At 67.5% G+C, this 22,744-nt stretch carries 21 protein-coding genes; 4 read left to right on the forward strand and 17 right to left on the reverse strand.

The genetic code is table 11. From position 1 onward, the window contains the following. Positions 1–368: 368 nt before the first annotated feature. The 7 genes from ACEL92_RS14180 to ACEL92_RS14210 form a co-directional block, all read right to left on the reverse strand. A complete protein-coding gene (locus tag ACEL92_RS14180) occupies positions 369–1,652 on the reverse strand; it encodes a hypothetical protein (RefSeq protein WP_374021377.1) in 1,284 nt (427 codons plus the stop codon). A gap of 4 nt (positions 1,653–1,656) precedes the next feature. After that, positions 1,657–2,421, reverse strand: coding sequence for an SDR family NAD(P)-dependent oxidoreductase (locus ACEL92_RS14185; RefSeq protein WP_374021378.1), 765 nt, complete (start codon positions 2,419–2,421; stop codon positions 1,657–1,659). Then, entirely contained in the window at positions 2,418–4,751 is a 2,334-nt protein-coding gene (locus ACEL92_RS14190; protein WP_374021379.1) for a CaiB/BaiF CoA transferase family protein, read from the reverse strand. The genes ACEL92_RS14185 and ACEL92_RS14190 overlap by 4 nt, the downstream gene beginning before the upstream one ends. Positions 4,752–4,770: 19 nt before the next feature. Further along, positions 4,771–5,739, reverse strand: coding sequence for an enoyl-CoA hydratase/isomerase family protein (locus tag ACEL92_RS14195; protein ID WP_374021380.1), 969 nt, complete (start codon positions 5,737–5,739; stop codon positions 4,771–4,773). Between the two features lie 30 nt (positions 5,740–5,769). Further along, complete coding sequence (locus ACEL92_RS14200; RefSeq protein WP_374021381.1) at positions 5,770–6,618, reverse strand: mycofactocin-coupled SDR family oxidoreductase; 849 nt, start codon at positions 6,616–6,618, stop codon at positions 5,770–5,772. Further along, on the reverse strand, positions 6,618–7,820 hold the full coding sequence (locus ACEL92_RS14205) for a cytochrome P450 (RefSeq protein ID WP_374021382.1): 1,203 nt from the start codon (positions 7,818–7,820) through the stop codon (positions 6,618–6,620). Before ACEL92_RS14205 ends, ACEL92_RS14200 begins: the two co-directional genes overlap by 1 nt. A gap of 204 nt (positions 7,821–8,024) precedes the next feature. Next, on the reverse strand, positions 8,025–8,711 hold the full coding sequence (locus ACEL92_RS14210) for a TetR/AcrR family transcriptional regulator (protein ID WP_374021383.1): 687 nt from the start codon (positions 8,709–8,711) through the stop codon (positions 8,025–8,027). Between the two features lie 120 nt (positions 8,712–8,831). On the opposite strand from ACEL92_RS14210, the gene ACEL92_RS14215 reads away from it, so the two are divergent. Continuing rightward, positions 8,832–9,446, forward strand: a complete 615-nt coding sequence (locus ACEL92_RS14215; protein ID WP_374021384.1) for a preprotein translocase subunit SecD — start codon at positions 8,832–8,834, stop codon at positions 9,444–9,446. 1 nt (position 9,447) lies between these two features. Continuing rightward, entirely contained in the window at positions 9,448–10,281 is an 834-nt protein-coding gene (locus ACEL92_RS14220) for a sugar phosphate isomerase/epimerase family protein (RefSeq protein ID WP_374021385.1), read from the forward strand. On the opposite strand, the gene ACEL92_RS14225 is transcribed toward ACEL92_RS14220, so the two are convergent. Together ACEL92_RS14225 and ACEL92_RS14230 are read right to left on the reverse strand one after the other, a co-directional pair. Further along, a complete protein-coding gene (locus tag ACEL92_RS14225) occupies positions 10,274–11,506 on the reverse strand; it encodes an FAD-dependent oxidoreductase (RefSeq protein WP_374021386.1) in 1,233 nt (410 codons plus the stop codon). The genes ACEL92_RS14220 and ACEL92_RS14225 overlap by 8 nt on opposite strands. A 10-nt stretch (positions 11,507–11,516) precedes the next feature. After that, positions 11,517–13,118 carry an arylsulfatase gene (locus tag ACEL92_RS14230; RefSeq protein ID WP_374021387.1) on the reverse strand — a complete coding sequence of 534 codons (1,602 nt, stop codon included), beginning with the start codon at positions 13,116–13,118 and terminating at the stop codon, positions 11,517–11,519. A gap of 110 nt (positions 13,119–13,228) precedes the next feature. On the opposite strand from ACEL92_RS14230, the gene ACEL92_RS14235 reads away from it, so the two are divergent. After that, entirely contained in the window at positions 13,229–14,248 is a 1,020-nt protein-coding gene (locus ACEL92_RS14235) for an NAD(P)H-dependent flavin oxidoreductase (protein ID WP_374021388.1), read from the forward strand. On the opposite strand, the gene ACEL92_RS14240 is transcribed toward ACEL92_RS14235, so the two are convergent. The 7 genes from ACEL92_RS14240 to ACEL92_RS14270 all read right to left on the reverse strand — a co-directional run bounded on the left by ACEL92_RS14240 (position 14,243) and on the right by ACEL92_RS14270 (position 20,817). After that, positions 14,243–15,067: a class I SAM-dependent methyltransferase gene (locus ACEL92_RS14240; protein WP_374021389.1), complete on the reverse strand. Its 825-nt coding sequence runs from the start codon at positions 15,065–15,067 to the stop codon at positions 14,243–14,245. The two genes, ACEL92_RS14235 and ACEL92_RS14240, sit on opposite strands and share 6 nt — an antisense overlap. Continuing rightward, positions 15,054–15,533 (reverse strand): GbsR/MarR family transcriptional regulator, encoded by a 480-nt coding sequence (locus tag ACEL92_RS14245; RefSeq protein ID WP_374021390.1) that lies wholly within the window; start codon positions 15,531–15,533, stop codon positions 15,054–15,056. The genes ACEL92_RS14240 and ACEL92_RS14245 overlap by 14 nt, the downstream gene beginning before the upstream one ends. A 59-nt stretch (positions 15,534–15,592) precedes the next feature. Continuing rightward, positions 15,593–16,588 carry an alpha/beta fold hydrolase gene (locus ACEL92_RS14250; protein WP_374021391.1) on the reverse strand — a complete coding sequence of 332 codons (996 nt, stop codon included), beginning with the start codon at positions 16,586–16,588 and terminating at the stop codon, positions 15,593–15,595. A gap of 128 nt (positions 16,589–16,716) precedes the next feature. Further along, complete coding sequence (locus ACEL92_RS14255; RefSeq protein ID WP_374021392.1) at positions 16,717–17,985, reverse strand: amidohydrolase family protein; 1,269 nt, start codon at positions 17,983–17,985, stop codon at positions 16,717–16,719. 116 nt (positions 17,986–18,101) lie between these two features. After that, positions 18,102–18,875 (reverse strand): class II aldolase/adducin family protein, encoded by a 774-nt coding sequence (locus tag ACEL92_RS14260; protein WP_374021393.1) that lies wholly within the window; start codon positions 18,873–18,875, stop codon positions 18,102–18,104. Further along, positions 18,862–20,469, reverse strand: a complete 1,608-nt coding sequence (locus ACEL92_RS14265; protein ID WP_374021394.1) for a class I adenylate-forming enzyme family protein — start codon at positions 20,467–20,469, stop codon at positions 18,862–18,864. The genes ACEL92_RS14260 and ACEL92_RS14265 overlap by 14 nt, the downstream gene beginning before the upstream one ends. 36 nt (positions 20,470–20,505) lie before the next feature. After that, entirely contained in the window at positions 20,506–20,817 is a 312-nt protein-coding gene (locus tag ACEL92_RS14270; RefSeq protein ID WP_374021395.1) for a hypothetical protein, read from the reverse strand. A 546-nt stretch (positions 20,818–21,363) separates the two neighbouring features. Here ACEL92_RS14270 and ACEL92_RS14275 point away from each other — a divergent pair. Beyond that, the gene (locus tag ACEL92_RS14275; protein ID WP_374021396.1) at positions 21,364–21,723 is read left to right on the forward strand and encodes an SHOCT domain-containing protein; all 360 of its coding nucleotides are present in this window, start codon (positions 21,364–21,366) and stop codon (positions 21,721–21,723) included. Here ACEL92_RS14275 and ACEL92_RS14280 read toward each other — a convergent pair. After that, positions 21,700–22,719, reverse strand: a complete 1,020-nt coding sequence (locus tag ACEL92_RS14280; RefSeq protein WP_374021397.1) for a LysR family transcriptional regulator — start codon at positions 22,717–22,719, stop codon at positions 21,700–21,702. The two genes, ACEL92_RS14275 and ACEL92_RS14280, sit on opposite strands and share 24 nt — an antisense overlap. Between the last annotated feature and the right edge of the window lie 25 nt (positions 22,720–22,744).

Consider the following 22,744-nt stretch of genomic DNA (forward strand, 5'->3'; position numbering starts at 1 on the left):
CGCCCCATAGGTGACTGCCACACCCGCCGAGGCCGTCAGCCCCAGATAAAACGGCGAACGCCGATCGAATCGTTGACCCCGGGTACCGAACGGGTGGCTGTCCGATCGTAGTTGCGTCGCGGTGTTTTCGGCGGCCGCGATCGCCCCTTCCTCGTCGCGGTGCGGGCGACCCACGCGGCGGTGATGGCCCCGATCGGCGAGGTCCTTACCGCCGGCCGGGCCGTTGTTATTGTCCTCCACTGTCCCAACTCCGTTCGTCAGCAGGAAATGAACCCACGATGTCCGCGGCGTCGTTTTAACAGTGACGCTGAGCTATCGGACCCGGGCCAGAATCACAGATCCCACTTGAATGAAGTCCGTGGCCGCCGTCAACCCCGGTCGCCACCGGCGAGTACGTCGTCCAGCAGATCCCCGATGCGGTGCCGGTCCCACAGGAACAACAGGTTCGAGAGCATCTGCAGCGGCGCGCGCACGCTCTCGTCGTCCCTGATGAGCGGATGTGTGCGGTCGTTCGGGATGGCCTCGAATCGCTTCCGGATCATTCCGGGCACACCCAGGAGCCAGGCGACGCCCATCGCCGCCGCATAGAGCAACGTGCTGCGGCGCAACCGAACGGGGTCGAGATCCGGCCCACCGTAACGCTGGAACTCGGAAACGAACAGCTGCAACAATTCGTCGAGATGGGTTCCCCACAAATCGGTTTCGGCGCCCGACATGGCCCCCCAGATCGCCATGCCCAGGTTCATCTGCCCGACGCATCCCCAATCCATCAGGCCACAGCGCAGGACGCCGTCCGTATCGCGCCAGAACCACGCGTTGTCGATGTTGGCGTTCCAATGGCACAGCGCGACATAGTCGGCGTCGGCGGCCAGCAGGCGGTTGATCGCGTGCTCGTGGCGCGCGACCCGCGGCACGTCTTCACGCAGGCGGGCCATCAGCCCCGCCGAACAGACAGGCAGCAACCCACCATGGGCGCAGGCGAATTCGGCCAGCCCGTCCAGTCGGCGCTCTAACTTGTCGGGCGACAGTGGCGCACGCTCCCCCACCGTCGCCGCAGCCATGTCCAGCGGGAAGGGCGCGGTCAGCTCGGCCGGCAGCCGCCCGGACCGGTGGGTGCCGGCGAGCCGGGCCAGCGCGGTGAGCAGTGCGTGGTAATGCTCGGCGGGGCGGGGCATCTCGTAGTCCAGGCACTTGTGATATTGCGGTTCGATTCCGTTCTCCCCGAATCGAATCCGCTCGGTGATCAGGATTCCGGTGCCGGTCTGGCGGTGATAGTCGGCGAAGTGCGCCTTGGGCACCGAGATGGGAAACCTTTGGGCCCGCGACAGGGCCGCGAAGCGCACCTCCGGCTCCATCTGCGTCTTGCCGAGGTCGCGCGCCGGGTCTTCGAAGTCACGCGAGAACTTGACGAACAGGTCGGTGTGCAGATTCGGTGCGGGCTTGGCGTATTCGACCGCGAGCGTGACCTTTCGGCCGGTGCTGCCGCCGGTGACCTCACGGATCCCGGCGACGCGTGTGACGCTGTTGTCCCCCAACGCGCCCCAGGCGCGAAACGCCTCGGTGAGAAAGCGGGCACCGCCGCTGCGCAGCGCCGCCGCGTCGGCCGGAAACGCCAACCCGTGGTGGTCGCCCACGGCCCAATGCGAAGTCAACTGATTACCAGGTTTGTTCGGCCGCGCGCACCAGCATGTGGTTGACCGCCACCCGGCGGTCACGGGTCACCATGAACAACACCGCGTCGGCGATGTCTTCGGGCCGCAACTTCACCATGCCGGCGGTCTGACGTTCGAATGCCTCCCGTGACGACCCCGCCAGGTGGCTGAAGATCTCGGTATCGACCGTTCCCGGGCCGACCACTCCGACACGCACCCGTTGGCCGAGGACCTCTTGCCGGATGCCCTCGCTGAAGGCGTTCACCCCGAACTTGGTCAGCGAGTAGACGGCCGTGTTGGGCCGGGCGACCCACCCGGCGGTCGAACTGATGGTGACCAGATCGGCGACACCGCGCGGTGAGTCGGAGGCGGCGTTGATCAGATGCGGGAGGGCGGCACGAGTGACATACAGGACCCCTTGCACGTTCACCGTCACCATGGCGTCCCAACCTTGCAGCGACGCCTCGGCCGCGGGGCCGGACTGCATCAACCCGGCGTTGTTCACCACCGTGTCGAGCCGGCCGAACTCCGCCACGGCGCGCTGGACGGCCGCCGACACCTGGTCGGCATCGGTGACGTCGGCGGCCACGGCAAGCGCTGTGCCGCCGGCGGATTCGATGCCGGCTTGCAGTTCGGCAAGGCGGTCCGCGCGGCGGGCGAGCAGGGCCACCGCCGCGCCCTCGGCGGCCAGCGCCTTCGCCGTCGCGGCGCCGATACCGCTGCTGGCGCCGGTCACCAGGGCCGCGGTGTGGGCAAGTGTCGCCGTCATGCGCCCAGTATCTCGTGTAGCACATAATCGGTGTGCTCGCCCAGGTCCGGTGCGCCGCGGGCGATGCGCGCCGGGTCGCGCGCCATCCGCCAGGGCGGCCCGACGATCGGCCGCTGACCCTCACGGTGATCGCTGACGAACCGATAGAGCTCACGGTCCCACAGTCGTTGATCGCCGATCACATCGAGAGCGGTGGCGCTCTTGGCGGCCGGAACCCCGGCATCGCGCAGGCGCTGCGCCAGGCGCTCGGCGTCGTGGCTTTGGGTGAGCCGCCCGAGGTCGGCGTCGAGTGTTGCCGCGTGGCGGCGCCGCCCGTCCATGCCGGCGTACCGGGGTTCGCGAGCCAACGAACCGGCGCCGAGCGACTCGCACAACGCCCGCCATTGCGTGTCGTCGGCGACGGCCACCGAGATCCACGCGTTGTCGGCGCAGGGGTAGCAGCCGTGCGGGCACATGTCCGGGTGATCGGTGCCGCTGGGACCGAGGCGCCGGCCAGTGAGCGCCTGCTCGAGCAGGCAGTCGCCGACCATCGACGACAGGGTCTCCACGGCCGATACGTCGACGAATTGCCCCTCGCCGGTCAGTTCGCGATGCAGCAACGCCACCAATGCGGCGTACGCGGCCGCCGCACCGACGGTCGAATCGCCATAACGCATGCTCATTCCGAGCGGCGGCCCGCCGCGATAGCCGACCAGCGAGGCGAGCCCGGCCAGGGCGGCGAAGCAGGGCGCGTACCCGGTCTGATGGCCCAGCGGCCCGTCGTTGCCCCACATTTTGATCGACACCGAGATGATGTCCGGCTTGATTTTCCTGAGCTGGGCGTACCCCAGCCCTTGGCGCTCCATCGCGCCGGGGCGAAGGTTGTTGATGACGATGTCACTGCGGCCGACGAGCTCCCGTAACCACGACATGCCCTCGGCGGACTTGATATCCAGGTCCACACTGAGGATTTCGGGATTGATGCTCAGAAAGTACGGTGCGTGGTTGATGTCGGTGCCGCCGTACGCGCGCATCTCCTCGGGGCTGCCCGCCGTTTCGATCTTGATGACTTCGGCGCCCAGCATCGCCAGCAGCTTGCCCGCATACGGGCCGGCCCACACCTTGGTGAGCTCGACGACCCGCACCCCTTCCAGCGGTCCGCCGCGCGGAGACATCGGGGGTTTGAGTTGCGGCGACGTGACCCGCGGCCGTGGCCGCGCGGTGTCGATGCGGTCCAGGACCTGCCGGGTGTGCTGACCGAGACTCGGTGCGGCATCGGTGATTCGCGCCGGCGACGCACTGAACGCGTACGGCACCGTCGGGTATGCCGCATCCCCGAGCACGGGGTGGTGCACCCGCTGGAAGAACCCCCGATGGCGATACTGCGGCGAGTCCTGCAGGTCGGCGGCGCCGTTCACCGGCACCAACGGCACCCCCAGGCGCTGGGCCCGGTCGGAGGCGTCGTCCTTGGCGAGGTCCCGGATCCACGCCGCGAAGCCGCGTTGGAATGCCGCGACCTTGTCGGCGGTCACGGAGAACTCCAGCCAGTCGTCCTCGAACGCGCCCAGCCAGCCCGGATGACCCATCAGTTCTTTCAGGCCGAGCCAGTGGGCCCGGCTGGTCATGTACAGGTAGACGAAGCCGTCGGCGCACGCGAAAAACGCTGCGGGACCGGCCTGGTCGAAGTCGCCGCGGTGGCCCTCGGCGGTCACCTCGCCGGTGATGAACCGACCCAGGATGCAATCGGCGCGGGAGGCCAGCACCGCGTGCTCGGAGATATCGATGGACTCGCCACGGCCGCTGTGCAGGCGCCCGAAGAGCGACGCCGTCAAGCACAGCGCGGCATCGAGTCCGGCTTCGTAGTCGGCCAGGAACCGGCCGGGTCCTTGCAGAGGCGGCTTGGTGGGATCCGGGTGACTGGGCGTGTGGTAGCCCCAACCGCTGGCATGGAACACGTTGATGCTCGTCGCGTTGTCGAATTCGGCTGGCGCCCCGCGCCCGAACGGCGTGACCGAACAGAACACCACATCCGGATGCTGGGCGGACCAGTCGGTCGCGCCGTCGCCGATCACCGCGTCGGCCGTGCCAATGAGCGTGTGCAGTATCGCGTGGCCGCAGGGGGTTCCGCGATCGAGTACGACTGAGCGCTTGTTGGTGTTGAGGTATGCGAACAGCGCGCTGCCGTCGCACCCGTCGGCCAGGATGGGAGCCATCGCCCGGGTCGGGCTGCCGCCCTCCGGCGGCTCGACCTTGACGATCTCGGCGCCGAAGTCGGCCAACAGTTTTCCGCAGTACTCGCCCGCGACAGACCCGACCAGCTCAACGACCCGGAAACCCGTCAGCGCCGACATCCAAGCCCTCCCAAGGCGGTCAGGGCTTCGCGCGGCCTGAGCGGCTGAGGCGCCACTCCGGCGGGAAGTTCAGGTCGTTGTCCTTGACGACGTTGTTGAGGCCCTTCTCGAAGGTGCCCTCGGTGAGGTCGACTTCTTCCGCATCGTTCTTGATCATCGGAAGCATGCCCTCGACCATGCCCGTGAGCAGGCTGCCGAAGTATTCGCCCTTGTGCTGCTTGTAGAGCTCCAGGAAGGTCTTCTGCACCGCGACGGTGTCGGTGGGGCGGGAGCGCGAGCATGCCATCGCGTACTTCAGAGTTTCGTCTTCCAGCTTCTCCCGGGGTACCACACTGTTGAGGAAGCCGCACTCGTACATTTCCTTGGCGGTGAAAGGCCGGCCGGTGAACAGCATTTCGGAGAACTTGCGCAGGCCCATCGTCTCGGCCCACCACCACAGGCGTGGTCCCCAACCCACGTACCGAAACGCGGGATGACCGAAGAGGGCGTCGTCCGAGGAGATCACCAGGTCCGCGTCGCCCGCCTGATAGAAGTGCCAGCCGTAGCAATACCCCTTGGCCTCGATGATGCTGATCTTGCGCAGCTCCTGTAGCGGCCGGTTGCCCGCGCGGGCCTTGGCGTAGAAGTCGGTGACGGTGGACAGGTAGCGATACGACCCACCCGGCGGGTATTTGACGTCGTCGTCGTTGATCGCGAGCTCGTGGTGCAGGGGCAGGCCCGGATTCTCCAGCATCGGCCGTTGTTCGGGCAGGTCGCCTCCGCTGCCGAAATCCTGGCCCTCGCCACGGATCACGACGACCTTGACGTCGTCGTCGACGTTGCATTTGTGGATCAGGTCCGCGTAGTTCTGCCGCATTCCCAAGGTCGTGGAGTTGAGCTCCTCGGGGCGGTTGAAGGTGATGTAGGCGATCCGGTTCTTCTTGTCCTTCTCGAACTTGATGTACTGCTCGGCTTCCTTCTTCAACTTCTCGTAGTCGTATTCGGGCATCGGCTTCTCCAACTTCTCTTGTATTGGCGCTTATTTGAGCAAGCTGCCCGCGTCGACGGGAAGCGAAACGCCAGTGACATAACGCGATTCGTCAGAGGCGAGGAACAGGACCGCGTTGCTGATGTCCGCGGGTTCCACCCACGGCACCGGCAGCGTGTGCATCATCTGGGAGATCGGGGCGAAGTCGTCCGGCCCCGGATTCTCCAGGTCGGGGCGGAAGAGCCGGAACGTGTTGTCGTTCATCACCATCGTGGTGCTGACCTGGGTGGGTAGCACCGAATTCACGCGGATCATGTGCTGGCCGAGCTCGACGGCGAAGGCGCGCATCAGGCCGATGACGCCGTGTTTGGCCGCGATGTAGTGGCCGGTGTTCGGGTATGCCTTGCGCCCACCGACCGAGCTGGTGAGCACGATCGATCCACCGCGCCCACCGGAAAGAATGTGTGGGACACCCGCTTTGACCGTATGCCAAACGCCGGTCAGGTTGATGTCGATCATGTCCTGCCAGACGTTCTCCCGAATCTTGTGCAGCTTCCTGCCATCGGTGCCCACGCCCGCGTTCGCGACGATGATGTCGAGCCGCCCGAGCTGTTCCACGCCGCCGTCCACCGCGGATTTCAGCCCCTCGTAGTCGCGAACGTCCACCTGCGCGGTGACGATGCGGCGGTCCTGGGCTTTCACCAAGTCGGCCGTCTCGGCCAGGTCTTCCGGCGTCGAGTGCGGATAGGCCAGGTTCTCGATCGGCCCGCAGACGTCGATCGCGATGATGTCGGCGCCCTCCTGCGCAAGGCGCACGGCGTGGCTGCGACCCTGACCGCGGGCGGCGCCACTGACGAACGCGACCTTTCCCGCCACCCGGCCAGAGACGCGGCCGGTCATCAGGGCACCACGGTGGGAAGTGTTTCCCAACCTCGCACCGACGACGTCGGGCTCAGCTTCGCGTTGGCCAAATCCGGCTCCCATTCCGGGAAGCGCTTGAGGATTTCCTCGAGGGCGACACGGCCTTCCAGCCGGGCCAGCGCCGAACCCAAGCAGAAGTGGGCGCCGACGCTGAACGTGAGGTGCGGCCGGGCGGCGCGATGAATGTTGAATTCGCCTGCGTCGGGGCCGAACTGGCGCTCGTCGCGGCAAGCCGACCCAATCAGCATCAGCATGACGCTGCCTTCCGGCACCGTCTGGTCATAAATATTGACGTCGCGCGTGACATAGCGGGCCATGTGCGGTGCGGGCGGCTCGAAGCGCAGCAGCTCCTCAATGGCCTGCGGGATGAGTGCAGGGTTCTCGACGAGTTCTCGACGCTGATCGGGATGTTCGGCGAGCACCTTGCCCGCCCAGCCGATCAGCCGCGTGGTCGTCTCGTTGCCCGCGCCCGCCACCACGTTGAGGTACACCAGGATCTCCTCGCGCCTCAGTTTGCGCGTGGCGCCGGTCTCGTCGACGAACTCGACGTTGAGTAGCTCGGTCATGATGTCGTCGGACGGATTTTGGGCACGCCAATCGATGTAGGCCTCGAACTGCTCCCCCAGCGACAAACCGTGTTCGGCGGCGCTCATCGGCTTGCCGGGCTCGGTGCGCAACTGCGCGTTGCCGCGGTCGCGGATGTATTCCTGATCTTCTTCAGGAATGCCGAGCAATGCGCTGATGACCTTCATCGGCATGATCGCACCCAGGTCGGTGACGAAGTCGAACCGCCCCGACCCCACCAGCGGATCCAGCGATTGTGCGCAGAACTCGCGGATCATCGGCTCCAGCGCGGCGATCTTGCGCGGGGTGAACATGCGGGACAGCAACTTGCGGTGCACGTCGTGGATCGGCGGGTCTTCGAAGATCAACATGCCCGACGGGATTTCGAGGTTGGCCTTGATCAGTTCCATGATCACGCCCCGCGCGGAGCTGTACGTGCCGTGGTCGATGATTCCCTTGTTCACGTCGGCGTATCGGCTCAACGCATAGAAATCGTATTCGGAGTTGTAATACAGTGGCGCCTCGTCGCGCAGGCGCTTGAACATGGGGTATGGGTCTGCGATCAACTCGACATCGTACGGATCGAAACGCACGTGGCTATCGGTGCTCGTCGTCACGAAATCCCTCCTCCGCCTGCCTTTTACCGGGCATCCCCGCCACCTGGCAGTGCCGGATCCGGATCGGGCAATTTATACACTCCGCTTAATTGCATTGCAGTGACTTGCGCATGGGCTGGATTGAAATCGGCCCGTCAGCGCGGCTCAACTCTATTCTCGTAGAGAACCACACGGGCAATGGTCTGGCAAGACCCCATGCCGTGCTCATCCGAGCGCCGTGGCCCGGTGCCCGCCGGCGGGACGACGCCCGCCGGCGTCGGTCAGCCTGCCCCGGTGCGGACTGTGCAGGATGCCGGCCGCGATGGCCGACAAGATGCCGTCCAGTTGCTCGGGTGTGTCGACGATCCGGTCGCCGTGGGCGAACCGCACCAGCAGGCCGTTGATGAACGTCAGCGTCACGTTGCTCAGATCCTCGACGACGGCGGGGTCCAGGTCCGCGCCGTGCGGCATCAGCTGCACCAGGATTTCGCGGTGCAGCTTGGTGAATTCGTCCGTGGCGCGCTGCAGGATCGCGGCGAGCGACGGATCGCGCGCCGCCTGCATCGTCAGCTCGTAACGCGCCTTGGTCCGGAACAACTGCGGCTGGTTGCCGGATCGGATGACCACCTGGGACAGCCGCGAGGGCGAGGGGTTTTCCCCCCTGCCGTCGGAGTCGTCGGCGACGGACTGCAGGTCGGCGAGGTCCAGCGCGGCCAGCCGCTCGGCCACCGCGCGCAGCAGCGCCGAGCGGGTGCGGAAGTAGAACGACGTGGTGCCGTCGGGGACGCCGGCCTTGCGGTCGACCTTGAGATGGCTTAGTCCCTTGGCCCCGTCTTCGGCCAACAGCTGGATGGCCGCATCGCACAAGTCGCGGCGGCGCTCCCCTGGGTTGGGCTTTCGGCGTTTGTCCATCGTCTTGCAGCGACACGCTACTCTATATTTGTAGTGTCCGTAAAGGCGTGACGCGGGGTGCCGTGCCACCCCCGAACACGCAACAACGCGGCCCCTCTCTCGACTGGAACAATGGGTCCAATGACTCAATGGCGAGGTGACGGGAGGGTCGGCGCGCCGGCCGCTTGGCTGATGTGCGCCGGGCTGCTCTTAGCGCCGGTGTGCGGCTGCCACTCCGCGCGGCACGCGGCCGGGCCCACCACGTCGACCACGGCCGCCGCAACCACCGTGGTGCCCGCGACGAGCGCGCCGGCCGCACCGGTCGTGAAGATCGCGCCCTTGCCCGTCCGCCCGGTCAACAAGTCGCAGCCGACCAGCCCGCAGAAGTGCCCGGCCGCCGACTCGAATCATCCGGTGGCGCCGACGGATGCCTTCACCGCGTGCGATATCGGCCGAACCACCCTGTACACGCTCGGCCCCGAGACGATGCAGCTCGGGCTGATGCACGTGGAACCGCCGAAGTCGCTGACGGCGGGCTTTTACGACGTCACGCTTACCCTCGACCCCCCGTCGGCGTCCGCGTGGGCGTCGTACACCGGCGGGCATCTACAAGACCATGTGGCCTTCATCCGCGGCAATCTCGTGCTGGAGGCGCCGATCATCGAAGACCCCGTCACTTCGGGCCGCATCGCGCTGACCACCCAAACGGCCGAGGGCGCGGCACAATTGGCGCAGCTCGCCGGCCAGCCCGTGTGACATGACCACACCGGGGATGGACCGGCTCGGCATCGGCATGCTAAGCGTATTCGGGCTTCCCCCAGTCGAATTGGTGAATTTGGCGGCGGACCTCGGTTGCCGCTTCGTCTCCGCCGCGCTGCAGGGGATGCCGCTGGTGCCGCTGGGCTACCCCCGATTCTCCCTGGCGGACGACGCCGGCCTGCGACGGACCGTGCTCGCCGCGATGGATGCCCGGGGCGTCGCGATTTCGCTCGGTGACGGCTTCCTCGTGCTGCCCGACGCCGAGATGACCGCGTTCCGCGCGGATCTCGACGTGCTCGCGCAACTGGGCGTTCCCCAGATCAATGTGGTCAGCCTCGACCCCGACCTTGCCCGCAGCTTCGATCAGTTCGCCGCGCTGACGGAGCTCGCCGCCCACCGCGGCATCCAGACACTCGTCGAACCGGTACCGGGGCTGACCGTCGGCGACCTGCCGACGGCGCTGGCGGCGGTCGAACACGTGGGGCGGCCCGACTTTCGCGTGCTGATCGACACCATGCATCTCATCCGCTCGGGATCGGGCGCCGCCGATGTCGCCGCGATCGACCCGGCTCGCATCGGTTATGCCCAACTCAACGACACCACGCTGCGTCCGCGCGGTGGAAATTACATGGAGGAAGCCATGTTTGAGCGCATGGTTCCCGGCGAGGGGGAGCTACCCCTGCGGGACATCCTCTCCGTGCTCCCGTCCGACATCGTCATCGAACTCGAGGTGCCGCGAAGGCAGTTGGCGTTGGACGGCGTCAGCCCGATCGACCGGCTGCGACCGTGCGTCGAGGCGGCACGGCGGTTGTTGTCCGAGGTCCCTAGCTAACGGGTCCGTTCCCGCGACGGGCGAACGCCGGCGCGTGCTCGGGCAGGACACCCACGCCGATGAAGTAGGCCGGCACGATCGACAGCCACGGCAGCCGCCGCATCACGCCGAGGAATGCCGCCGGCGGCGTGGGGTCAGCCCCGCGCAGCAACGGCCCGAGCAGCATCCGGTGCAGCACCTGCTGCACCAATTGCGTCACCACCGTGGGGAAGACGCGCCGGCGGTGCACGGCGGCGAGTTCGCGGTCGCCCACGCGGTGTCGTCGCAGCGGTTCGGCCAGCACGGTCGCGGCCGCGACGGCATCCTGGATCGCCAGGTTGATGCCGACGCCGCCCAGTGGCGACATCGCGTGCGCCGCGTCACCGATGCACAGCAGTCCCTTGGTGTGCCAACGACGCAGCCGATTCACGTGCACGTCAAGATGTTTGACGTCGTCCATGGATTGCAGCGCCGCCACCGACTCGGGCATGTCGGGTAGCAACTCTTCGACGTCGCGACGGAACGCCTCGATGCCGCGTGCCCGCAATTGGGCGTCGGTGCCCTTGGGCCCGAGGTAAGCGATCTGGAAGTAGCGTTCCCGTGGGATCACGGCAAGACCCTTGCCCGGACCGAGCCGAGGGAGGAAGGAGTATTCGACGTCCTCCTTGTGCGGCAATCGAAACCACCACACGTCGAACTTCACCGGGAACTCCCGCGCCTTCAGTCCCGCCTCCTGACGAGCGATCGACCACCGGCCATCGCACGCAACCGTCAACTCGGCCCGCAATTCGCCCGGGCCGTCGGGCCCGTGGTAGCGCACTCCGGCGACCCGGCCGGCCTCCCATACCAGCCCGGTGACTTCGGTGTTCATCCGCAGCGAGAAGCTGGGCTCCGCCCGAGCCGCATCGGCCAGCAGATTGAGCAGGTCCCACTGCGGCACCATCGCGACAAAGGGATGGGGCTGGCGTAGCCGCTCGAAGTCGACGTAGGTCACCGACCGCCCATTGGACTCCAGTTTCGCGGTGCGGACCTCGGTGAAAGGCAAGGCCGCGAAAGGTTCCCACAACCCCAGCTCGTCGAGCAGGCGCATGGTGGTCGGATGGACCGTGTCGCCGCGAAAATCACGCAGGAAGTCGCCGTGCTTCTCCATCAGCGTGACCTGCACACCCGCCCGCGCCAGTAGCAGCCCCAGGACCATGCCGGCCGGGCCGCCACCGATGATTGCGCAGGTCGTCGTCTCAGCCATCAGACGGCCATCACAACTCGACGTCGAAGACCGAGACGGGATCGAGGATCACCCCGGTTTCCTCGACGTAGCGATCCCACAGCGTCAGCAGCTCGGCTAGCTTGTCGGGGTGCGAACCGGCCAGGTCGTGGATTTCGCCGGGGTCCGCCGCGAGGTCATAGAGCTGCCAGCTGCCCGGCCCGTACGGCGCCGGCAGGTGCAGCGCCTTCCAGTCTCCCTGACGAATCGCCCTGCGGCCGAAGAGTTCCCAACCCGTGCCGGTTTGGGCGTCGTGAACGGTTTCCCCATCCCGCGACAGGTAGCCCACCAGGGAACGGCCGCGCATCGGCGCTACCTCGCGCCCGCGGTAGGACGTGCCGGGGTGCGCCGCGCCCGCCAGTTCCAGCACGGTCGGGGCGATGTCCATGACGGTGCTGAACGCGGTGCCGATCTCGCGCTGCCGCTCAAACCCCGGCCAGGTCACGAAACCGACCACGCGGATTCCACCTTCGGTGGTGAATGCCTTGTGCAAACGCGATGGCGCGGTGGCGGCTTGCGCCCACCGCGGCCCGTACCAGATGAACGAGGAGGGCCGGCCGAGGTTGTCCAGGCTGTTGTCGCAATGCTTTTCGATCTGCGCGACGATTCGGGCACCGACCAATGGCATCGCCTCGACGATCGCTCCCTCGGCGCCGTTGTCGGACAAGAAGATAACGACGGTGTCGTCCAGTTCGCCGCAGTCCGAAAGGTAGTCGAGCACCCGGCCGATATTCCAGTCCATCCGGTCGACCATCGCGGCGTAGACCTCCATGCTGCGGGCCGACACCGCGCGCTGTTCATCGGTCATCTCGGCCCACTCGGGGGCCCCGTCGGCGACGACCGGGTGCGCCTCGACATCCGGCGGGCACAGGCCCAGCCGCTTGAGCGCGGCCAGTCGCTCCTGGCGCAGCGCGTCGGGTCCGGCGTCGTAGCGGCCACGGTATTTCGCGATGGATGCGTCCGGGGCCTGCAGCGGCCAATGCGGCGCCTGGAAAGGCAGATACGCGAAGAACGGCCGGTCGTCACCGGGCGCGCGTTCGCCGAAATACTGCAGCAACTTGTCGGTGTAGAAGTCCGACGAGTAGAAGTCATCCCCCACGCTGACGAACTGGTCGTCCTCGGTGTAAAGCGTTGGCACGGGCGAGAAACTGCGTGCACCGCCGCCCCCGAAATGGCTCGCCCCGGCCGGCAGCAGCGCGAACGAGCGCTCGAAACCCCGCGCCCAGGGTGACCGGTCGATCGTGGCGCCCAGGTGCCACTTGCCCGACATCAGTGTCAGGTATCCCGCGTCGCGCAGCAGTTCCGGCAACGCCACCACCCGGTCGTTCAGGTAGCCCTCGTAGCCGGGCGCGCCGTGAAACCCGGGGCCGGCGACCTCCAGCATGGTGCCGATGCCGGCGATGTGGTGGTCCGTGCCCGTCAGCAGCATCGCCCGGGTGGGTGAGCAGGCCGGGGCGGAGTGGAAGTCGGTGAGCCGGATTCCCGCGTGGGCCAGCCGATCGAGGTTCGGCGTCTCGATTTCGCCGCCGAACGCACCGATATCGGAAAACCCGAGGTCGTCCGCCACGATCACGAGGAAGTTGGGCCTCTTCACGGTGAAGCATCCTGCCAGGTCCGGCGCCCGGGCGGAATGCCGCCGCGAGGGCGCGCCGTTATTGTCAGGGCGGCGCGATCCGCGCACGGCTAGACCGGAAGGGCTCTGACATGCTGGCAGGTTTCGAAATGTCCATTCCGTTGGTCGCCGCCCCGATGGCGGGCGGTCCGACCACCCCCGAAATGGTGTCGGCCGCGACCCGCGCGGGTGGCCTGGGCATGCTCGCCGCCGGCTACAAGACGGTGGAGGCCGTGGAGGCCGAGGTCAAACAGGTTCGTGCCGAGGGAATCCCGTTCGGTATCAACCTGTTTGCGCCCAATCCGCTGCCGGTGGACCCGGCGAGCTACCGCACTTACGCCGCGATCGTCCAGCGCGACGCCGAGCAGTTCGGGCTGACGTTGCCCCCGGAGCCGATCGAGGACACCGACAGGTTCGACGAGAAGGTCGCGCTGCTGCTCGACGACCCGGTTCCCATGGTGTCGTTCACCTTCGGCATCCCGCCGCGCGCGGTGATCGCGGCGCTGCGCAAGGCGGGCAGCGTCGTGGCGCAGACGGTGACCACGCCAGAAGAGGCGGTGCAGGCGCGCGACGCCGGCGTCGACATGCTCGCCGTGCAGGCGGCGGCCGCCGGCGGTCATTCGGGCACACTGTCGCCGCGGGAGCCGCTGAGACCGGTGCCGATCGCCGAACTGGTCGAACGGATCGTCGCGGCCGTGCCGCTCCCGGTGATCGCCGCCGGCGGGCTCGCCACCCCCGCCGCGGTTGCCGAGGTGATCCGCGCGGGCGCCGCTGCCGCCGCCGTCGGGACGGTTCTGCTGCGCGCGGACGAGAGCGGCGCCTCCGCCACGCACCAGGCGGCCCTGACCGATCCCGCGTTCACCGAGACGGTGCTCACGCGCGCGTTCACCGGCCGGCCCGCCCGCGGGCTGCGCAATGCGTTCATCGACGCCCACGAGGCTCAGGCACCGTTGGGCTATCCGGCCATCCACTACCTGACCAGCCCGCTGCGCAAGGCCGCGGCCGCGGCGGGCAAGCCCGACTACGTGCACCTGTGGGCCGGCACCGGCTACCGGAATGCCACCGCCGAACCCACCTCCGAGATTCTGCGGCGGCTGGCTTCCGATTTATGAGAATTCGAAGCGGTTCAGCACGTCGTAGTTGCGGGCGCCCGCCACCCACATGACCTGATAGATCAGCCGCACCACCGTCGAGTCGATCTGCCGGTAGCCGGCCAGCGTGGACGTCCGCTCGAGTAACCGCAGCCTCGGGTTCCACGACTCGAGCTCCCGCGCATCGCGGATACCCCAGTTGATGATCCCCCGGGTGAACAGCTTGGACAGCAACGGCGCCAGCGCCGAGAGCGTGTCGAAATGCATTTCGCCGCTTTGGAATCGGTCCGTCAGACGCTGCAACAGCTCGCGGACCTGGTGTTCGGTCAGATACATGAGCAGGCCTTCGGCGATGACCAGCGTCGGGCGACCGGTCGGTACCAGCTCCATCCAGCCCGGATCGGTCACCGACGAGCCGATCATCCGGTAGCGCTCGGTGTCGTCGTAGAGCCGCCGCCGCAGCTCGATGACATCGGGCTGGTCGACGTCGAACCACGAGACGGTCGGCGGCACGGCAAGGCGGAAGGCCCGGCCGTCGAGGCCGCAGCCCAGGTGCAGCACCACCGCCTGGGGATGGCGCCCCAAGAAATCCGCGCACCAGTCGTCGAGTTGCTTGGCTCGCAGGGCGACCAGGTACTGGTTCGACGCCGGCAGCGAACTCCGGTGGATGCGCTTGAAGTCGTAGTCGATCCGCTCCACCGCTTCCGCCGCCGCTTTATCGTCCAAAATAGGCCGGCGCGAACGGCTTTCGTGAGCGCGCAGATAAAGCGTGACGAGGTTCGTCCATTCCACCGAGCCCCACCGCACGGATTTGAAGTCGACCTTATCAGTCGATCTCATGCCTTCTCCTTGCCGCCCGATATTCGGTCCACATCCCCATGAGCTGGTCGCGATAGGCGTTGGTGCAGAACTCGCAGAAGTCGCGGAAATCCTCGACGCGCTGCCGTTGTTCCGCACGGTCCTCGTCCAGCACGGAAAGGGCGAACTCAGCGGGCTCGATGCCCAGCCGCATGAGCGAGAGCTGGGTTTGAAGAACGCTGGTGAACCCGCCCGGCGTGACCCGATAGAGGTGTTGACGGTTCGGGCTCGGCAGCCGCTCCACCATGCCGCCCTCCAGGAGCTGCCGGGCGACGGTACTGATGGAGGCCTTGCTGACCGATAATGCGTCGGCCAGCTGGGTCAAGGACTGCTGCGGCGGATGACAGATCAAGAGCCAGCCGTACAGCCGGCCCATGGTCCGGGTGGCACCGAGCAGTTCGAAGAACAGGCCGAGGCGGTCGACGAACTCAGCCTCTTCCGGCGACATGATCTCCCGCCTCCGCAACGTTCAGTACATACTAAACGTAATTTACCGGTATGTGGTTTTCAACTGGCCACTCCCTGGGTCGGCACGGTGGACGTGCCCAGCACGCGGTCGATCGCGTCGTTGACGCACTCTGGGTGCTCCTGGAGCAGCATGTGACCGGCGCCGGGCCGGTGCAGATGGGTGGCACCCGGGATGGCCTCGGCAATGTCGCGGGCGTGTGCGACCGGAGTGGTCATGTCGGCACCGCCGCTGATGACGATCGTGTCGGCGGCAATCGAGGCCAGCGCCGGATACTGGTCGTACCGCTTCAGGCTGGGCAGAAAACCGACGGCGGTCGGCAATGGCGTGGTGCGAACCGCGGATAACGTGAGCGCTGCGGCGTTGCGCCAATCCGCACCCGAAAACCGGCTCAGCCCCGCGCAGACCGGCCGCACCAGTCCATCGAACGCCTTGTCCATGACACGTCGCGGCAGGTGGTGAACGACCTCGAAGAGCGCGTCGGTGGCCCGGGTGCCCAGCAAGCGACCAAGTCCCCGCTCCCCGAGCCGGCCAGCGGCGGTGGCGACCAGCACGAGGGCCTGCGGATCCACCGGACGCTGCGCGGGGGGACGGCCCAGATACGCCAGCGCCGTCATGCCGCCCATCGAATGTCCCGCCAGGGTGAGAGGGCCGGTCACGCGCAAGGCGACGAGGACTTCGGCGAGGTCGGCTGCGAGCCGGTCGATCCGGTAGGTGCGCATGTCGGCGCCGGTCGAGTGGCCGTGCCCGCGGTGGTCGTAGGTGATGATCCGCACGCTATCGCCCCACCGGCGCACCAGGTGCCGGGTCTGCAGCGCCCAGCTCGCTTGGGTCAGGCAGAGACCGTGGAGCAGGACCACGGTGTGCTTGCGGGAACCCGACGAACCGTAGTCACGCACCGCCAGCTCAACCCCATCGCTGGTGACAACCGTGTGCTCGACATAGCCATTTCGCTTGTCGGCCAACGATTGCGGGGCCGCCACCGCGGCGGCGCGATATGCGTTTGTTCCCGTTGTGAATTCCGGCTGAGTGAACACGGTGGGCTCCTAACTTCGTTGTGCTCGAAGTTACGGAGCGGCGGCGGCTATGACTCGCTTGTGCGCAATACGCACGCAACCGGCGATTTCGCGGTTTTGCGCATTGTGCTCGTTGGCGCCGATCTGGGTTAGAACGCGTCCGGATTCCGCTGAACTTGTTCGGGTACGGGGTGGCGATACAGGCGAGAGGCGTTCTCCCAGATGAACTTTCGGATCACATCAGCGGGCAGGTCGCCGATTTGCTCGTGGATCGTCTGCTGGGTGTGGGGCCAGGTGGAGTCGCAATGCGGATAGTCGGCCTCCATCATGATGTTGTCCACGCCGATCCGGTCGCGCTGCACGAACGAGGATTTGTCCTCCACCGCGCAGAACCAGAAGTTGCGGGTGAATACCTCTGCCGGCGTGAGGCTTTCGCCCAGCGCCGCCCAGGTGCCATACATCGCGTGATAGCTGAGCATGTGGTCGAGGCGATCCAGCAGGCCGGCCACCCACCCGATGCCGCCTTCCGACAAACAGATCTTCAGGTTCGGGAACCTGCTGGGCAGCCCGGAATACAGCCAGTCGACCGCCGCGGAGATGGCGTAGGCGAAGAACAGTACGCCCTGCACGTCCGGTGGCGCGTCGTCGGTGGTCGACGGTGAGGACCCCGACGAGCCGATGTGCAGGTTGACGACGGTGTCGGTCTCGGCGCAGGCCGCCATCATCGGGTCCCAGTGTTTGGAATGAATGCTCGGCAGCCCCAGCATTGCCGGGTTCTCGCTGAACGTGACGGCGTGGAATCCCCGCTCGGCGTTTTCGTAAATCATCTTCGCGCCGAGGTCGGGGTCCAGCAGCCACGGCAATTGGCACGGGATGATGCGTTCGGGATACGAGCCCGCCCACACCTCGAGGTGCCAGTCGTTCCAGGCGCGCACCGAGGCCAGCGCCAGGTCGCGATCGTCGGTCACCTGCTGCAGCCGCTGGCCGGCGAAGCCGGGCAGGAAGGACGGGAAGTTGAGCGACGCGTAGACGCCGTTGAGGTCCATGTCCTTGACTCGCTCATGGATATCCCAAGCGCCCCTGCGCATTTCGTCGAACCGGACGGGTTCGAAGCCATACTCGGCCACGGGCCGGCCGACGACGGCGTTGAAGCCGACGTTGGGCAGCTCCCGCCCGTCGTACACCCAGGTCTGTCCCCCGCCGTCGGTCTCGACGACCTTGGGCGCGCGGTCGGCGAACTTGCGCGGCAGCCGCCCGGCGAAGGTGTCCGGCGGTTCGACGATGTGGTCGTCGACGGAGATCACCGTGTAACGCCGCGGCGCGCGGGGCGGATCGGGCAGGAATGTGACCGAACGTTGTTCGCCGGTCTTCGCGGTGGTGAAGTTCAGGTCGCCGGCCAGCTCGTCTATCGATTTCACTAATCAATCTCCTTGCGCTGCGGCGGCTTTGAGCGTGCGGTGGCGGCTTTCAGTGTGCGGTTGGGGCGACGTCTGTCGGCGTGTCGCCGCCGTGCACGCACCGGCGACGGCGCGGTTCACGTCAGCACGTCGGGGCCGGCCTTGATGGTCATCCGCGCCGCGCCCGCCCAGTACACGTCGGCTGCGCGCTCGACGAGCGACCGCTGCATGCCCGCCATGTCGGACCACTTCATGGCCACCGGCTCCTTGCCGGTCAACAGGACGTCGTAGGCCAGCTTGCAGACCCGTTCGATGGAGGCCGCGCGGTAGACCGCTTCGGGCAGGTTGCGCCCCGTGGCGATGACGCCGTGGTTGGCCAGGATGGTCAGGTTCGCGGCCCCGATGCGGGCAGCGAGCTCGGCCGCGCGGGCCGGGCTGTCGATCTCGCCGTCGTAGGTGTCCACCAGGCACAGGTCGTCGAGGAAGAGCGAACCGGTCTGGTGCACCAATTCGGGCAGCCGGCCCAGCGCGGCGAGCACGCAGACGTAGTACGGGTGGTTGTGGATGACCACCCGCGCGTCGGCGCGGACACGGTGCAACTCGGTGTGGATGTGGATCGCCGGAGTGACATCCCACCGGCCGCGCAGCACTCGGGCGTCGGCGTCCACCACGCAGATGTCGGACGCCGTGATCTCCTGCCACCACAGCCCCCACGGATTGACCAACATCTCCGTCTGGCCCTCGGGCTGCCAGGTGATGTGTCCGGCCATGTTCTCGGCGAACCCGATGCCGGCCAGGTGGCGGAAGGCCACCGCGAGCGCCTGCTCGTCGGACAAGTCGACCCCGATCGGGGGAACCACCGACGGCGCCCAGACCTCCAGGCCGCCCCGGCGCGCGTTAGGAGCATTCATCTTCGGCCTCCGTTCTGGCTCGAATATCCTCGCGGAGCCGGCCTTTGGCAACCTTCCCGCCCGACGACCGGGGAAGCTCGTCGACCACGATGAGCCGCTCGGGCAACAACTCCTTGGAAACGCCCAGCGCCAGCAGGTGTTCGACCAATTCGGCCAGGTCGATCGTGGCTGAGTCGACGAGTTCGGCGTAGAGGCATACCTTTTCGCCGAACACCGGGTCGGGCATCGCGACCGCCGCCGCCACCGCGATCGCCGGGTGGGTGGCTACGGCGTCCTCGACCTGCGTCGCGCTGATGTTCTTCCCGCCACGAAGGATGAAGTCGGAAGTTCGTCCGGTGACGGTCAGATACCCGTCTGCGTCGATTTCGCAGATGTCACCCATGCGCATCCAGCCGTCGCGGGTGAACAACGTGTCGTGATCGCTCCCGCCGAGGTAGCCCAGACTGGTCGCCGGGCCGCGGCAGGCCGGCTGGCCTTTGCCCGTCGCGGTCACGTCCCGTTCTCCGTCGAAGAGCCGGACCGCCATTTCGGGCACGATCCGCCCGCTCGTGCGCAGCCGGCGTTCCCGCGTGTCGTCGACAGTGGTGGCGCTCAGCATCCCGGTTTCGTTGGAGCCATAGAACTGCAAGATCGTGGCGCCGGTGAGTTCCTCGAACTCTGCGGCCGGCCGGTAAGGCAGCGCCTCGCCGCCGGTGAACACGACGCGCAGCGAACTCAGGTCGTGGTCGCGGGTCGCGGGATCGGCCATAAGCATAGTCAATTGCGTGCTGACACAACACAATACGGTGACCCGGTGGCGGGTTATCGCCTCGCAGGTCGCCCCCGTGCTGAACCGCCCCAGGATGGCGGCGGTGGCGCCGAGATAGATCGGCGTGGTGTGGCTGGTCCATAGCCCGAAGCCGAACGGCGTCGGGATGACCGGCAGGAAAACGTCTTCCGGCGTCAGCAGCCCGTTGGCGACGGCCTTCTGGTGGAAGTAGTACCAGCGATTCTGGGTGTGTACCACGCACTTTGGCAGGCCGGTGGTCCCGGATGTCGAGTTGATGAGGAAGACATCGTCGGGCCCGAGTCGGGATTCGGGGGCAAGCGCCCTGGGCGTCGCCCGAACGTCGAGTCGTGGCGCGCCGGCGTCCGTGCCCAGCGTCAGCGTGGGCAGCGCAAGCTGCTCGGCGACGGACGCCGCGGTGGCGCCACGCTGTTGGTCGCTGATCAGGATGTTCGGCTGGGCGCTGCGCAGTATCGCCGCGACCTCACGGGCCCCGGCGCGCGCGCCGATGCCGACGACGACGGCCCCGCACCGCTCGATCGCGACGAACAGCACGTGCAGGGCCGCGCAGTCGCCGTGCCACACCGCCACTCGTTCGCCGGGCTCGATCCCCGCGCCGGCCAGCCTGTCGGCCAAAGCGCTTGCGGCAGCGTCGAATTGGCGCCAGCTCAGTGCCGCTCCGGGATGGTCGACATAGGCAAGGCGATCCGGCGCCCGTTCTGCGTTGCGGCGCACCGCGTCCGACAACGTCGCGTTCGACCAGAAGCCGGCGGCATGGAACCGGGCCGAGTCCTCGTCGGTGAACGCCGGCGAGGACTCGATCTCCATCAGCCGATGATAGGAAAGCCGCCGGCTGACGCGCCGCTAGGGGTTTTGCGGGACGGGAGCCGGGGCGTCGTGTTGCGGGTCGGCGACGGGGTCCGGCGGACGGGGGCGGGGTTTATGGCAATTGCGCGTGCAACCGCAGTTGAGGCCGATGATGCAGCCACCGCCGCCGGCGGGTTGCACCGGCAGGGCGCCGCCCGGGGCAGGCGGGGGCGCCGGCGTCGCGCTCGACGACGGCGCGGGCTTGGCGGCCCGGGTGACCATGTCGGCGTCCGACCAGCCGAACGCCAAGACGAGTGCTGCGAAGACACCGCAAACCGCGGCCACGGGCTGGGCCTGGCGAATCTTCACATTCTCCTCCAGTGTGCTTCTCGCCGCGGGGCGGACAATCGATGCGGCCGGACTAGGGGTTTGGCGGTGTGGAGGCGGGCGGGGCGTGCTGTGGATCGCCGGCTACGTCCGGCGGACGCGGGCGTGGCGGTGATTGGCAGTGTTGAACACATCCGCAGTTCAGGCCGATGAAACAGGGCGAGCTGGGCAGTCCGAGGGCGCTGTCGTGGATCGATGAGGACGGGGACGGCGCAACGGTCTTTGTCATCTCCGTCGTTGCGGTGGCACCGAATGGCGTCAGGGCCAGTGCGGCCAGGCAGGCGCATAACGCCCTCGCCGTCCCGGTCCGCCCGTTTCCCATGCTGACCAGAGTAGTTAGTCGCCGCCGCGCGCGCAGAAGACGCGGGAGTTTCGAAGAACACTCCAAGAAGTCACCAAGGATCCTTCAAGCGCCGCCGGGGACGGTGAACGCGCTGAGCGCCCTTGGGATCGGTAGCGGCTCCGCCGGGTTGCACTTGCCACACCACCGCTGCGCCCAGCAGCGACCGACACGGAGGTTCATGGCGGATGAAGAGCAAGGTGATTGTGCTGCTGGCCGGCGGAATGCTCGCGCTGGTGTTGCTGACGCGTTATTTCGCGCTGAGCCGGGCCGGCGTGTCGCTGGGGTGGATGCTCTACCTCGGGCTGCCGATCACCGGCGCCGGCGTGCTGTTCGCGCTGCGACTCATCGACATGGGCGCGGGGTGGACCACCAGGAGGGGCACGGCGCCGCGCACCGGCGGCATCCGCGCTCGCCCGGGCGCGCTCCCGCGGCCCGAGCCGCCGCTGTTCGACCGCCTCAAACAGCTCGAGGACCTGCACGCCAGGGGCGCGATCACCGACACCGAATACAGCGCGCAGCGCCTACAGATCATCGCCGACATGTAGGTCGGCGCCGTTTTCCATGGCGGCAACGAGGTGGGCGAGATCGCGCCGCCTCGACGCGGCCGCCCATGCCGCCCAGGTGCGCCGCACCAGTGGACGGCCGGCAAGGTTAAGCCAGCGCACCGACTTCGGTAGGGGTTCGAGCCGCCCGGCCGGTGCAAGCGCGAATTTTCCGCCCGCGCTGACGGCCGCCAGCTTCACCTCTGGCACCAGGTCCTGGTCGTAGGAAGCCGGCGGTCCCGCGTCGATACCGTGGCCGCGTAAGACGGCGGTCAGTTCGTCGTACCAGGCCGGGCTGCCCGCACGAGGAAAACCGAGCCAGTGCAGACCCGCCAATCGGTCCAGGCGCACCGCCCCGTCGGCCATTTGCATGGCGTCGGCTTCCGCGGCCGCGAGCAGCACACCCAGCGGTTCCTCAATGACGATCGAGACATCGAGACGCGCACCGACCGGTCGTTCGCGGACCAATCCCACGTCCAGTTCCCCGGCGTGCAGTGCTTCTACCTGCTGGGCGGTCGACAGGTGACGGATGTCCACGACCGTCGAAGGGAACGCCGTCGACAACGACGCGAGTGCACCCGACAGCGGTTGCGGCGGTAACTCGAGCGGGACGCCGACCCGCAGCGACCGACCCACCTGCGCCGAGTGCCTCACCATCGCGGCGACCGCTTGGTCGTAACGCGCGATCACCGCCCGTGCCTCGCCCAGCAGTGTCATCCCTGCGGGCGTGGGCGCCACGCCCGCGCTACTGCGGGTCAACAGTCGAACGTCGAGGTGCTTCTCGAGGGCCTGGATAGTCTGGGACAGCGACGGCTGGCTGATATGCAGGCGACGGGCCGCCGCCGAAAGGCCCCCCTCCTCCACGACCGCGACGAAGGCGCGCAGGTCCGAGATGTCCATGGCGTGTTCCAACGCGACGTCGGCCCGCGGCTGTTCCATTGCGACGTCCGATGACGCCCATTGCGGATCGGAATGGGCGACGCGGTCGCCGGCGTCCAAGCATCCGGTTGTATCGCCGCGGCGG

Source organism: Mycobacterium hainanense, assembly GCF_041890355.1.
GTDB classification, from domain to species: domain Bacteria; phylum Actinomycetota; class Actinomycetes; order Mycobacteriales; family Mycobacteriaceae; genus Mycobacterium; species Mycobacterium hainanense.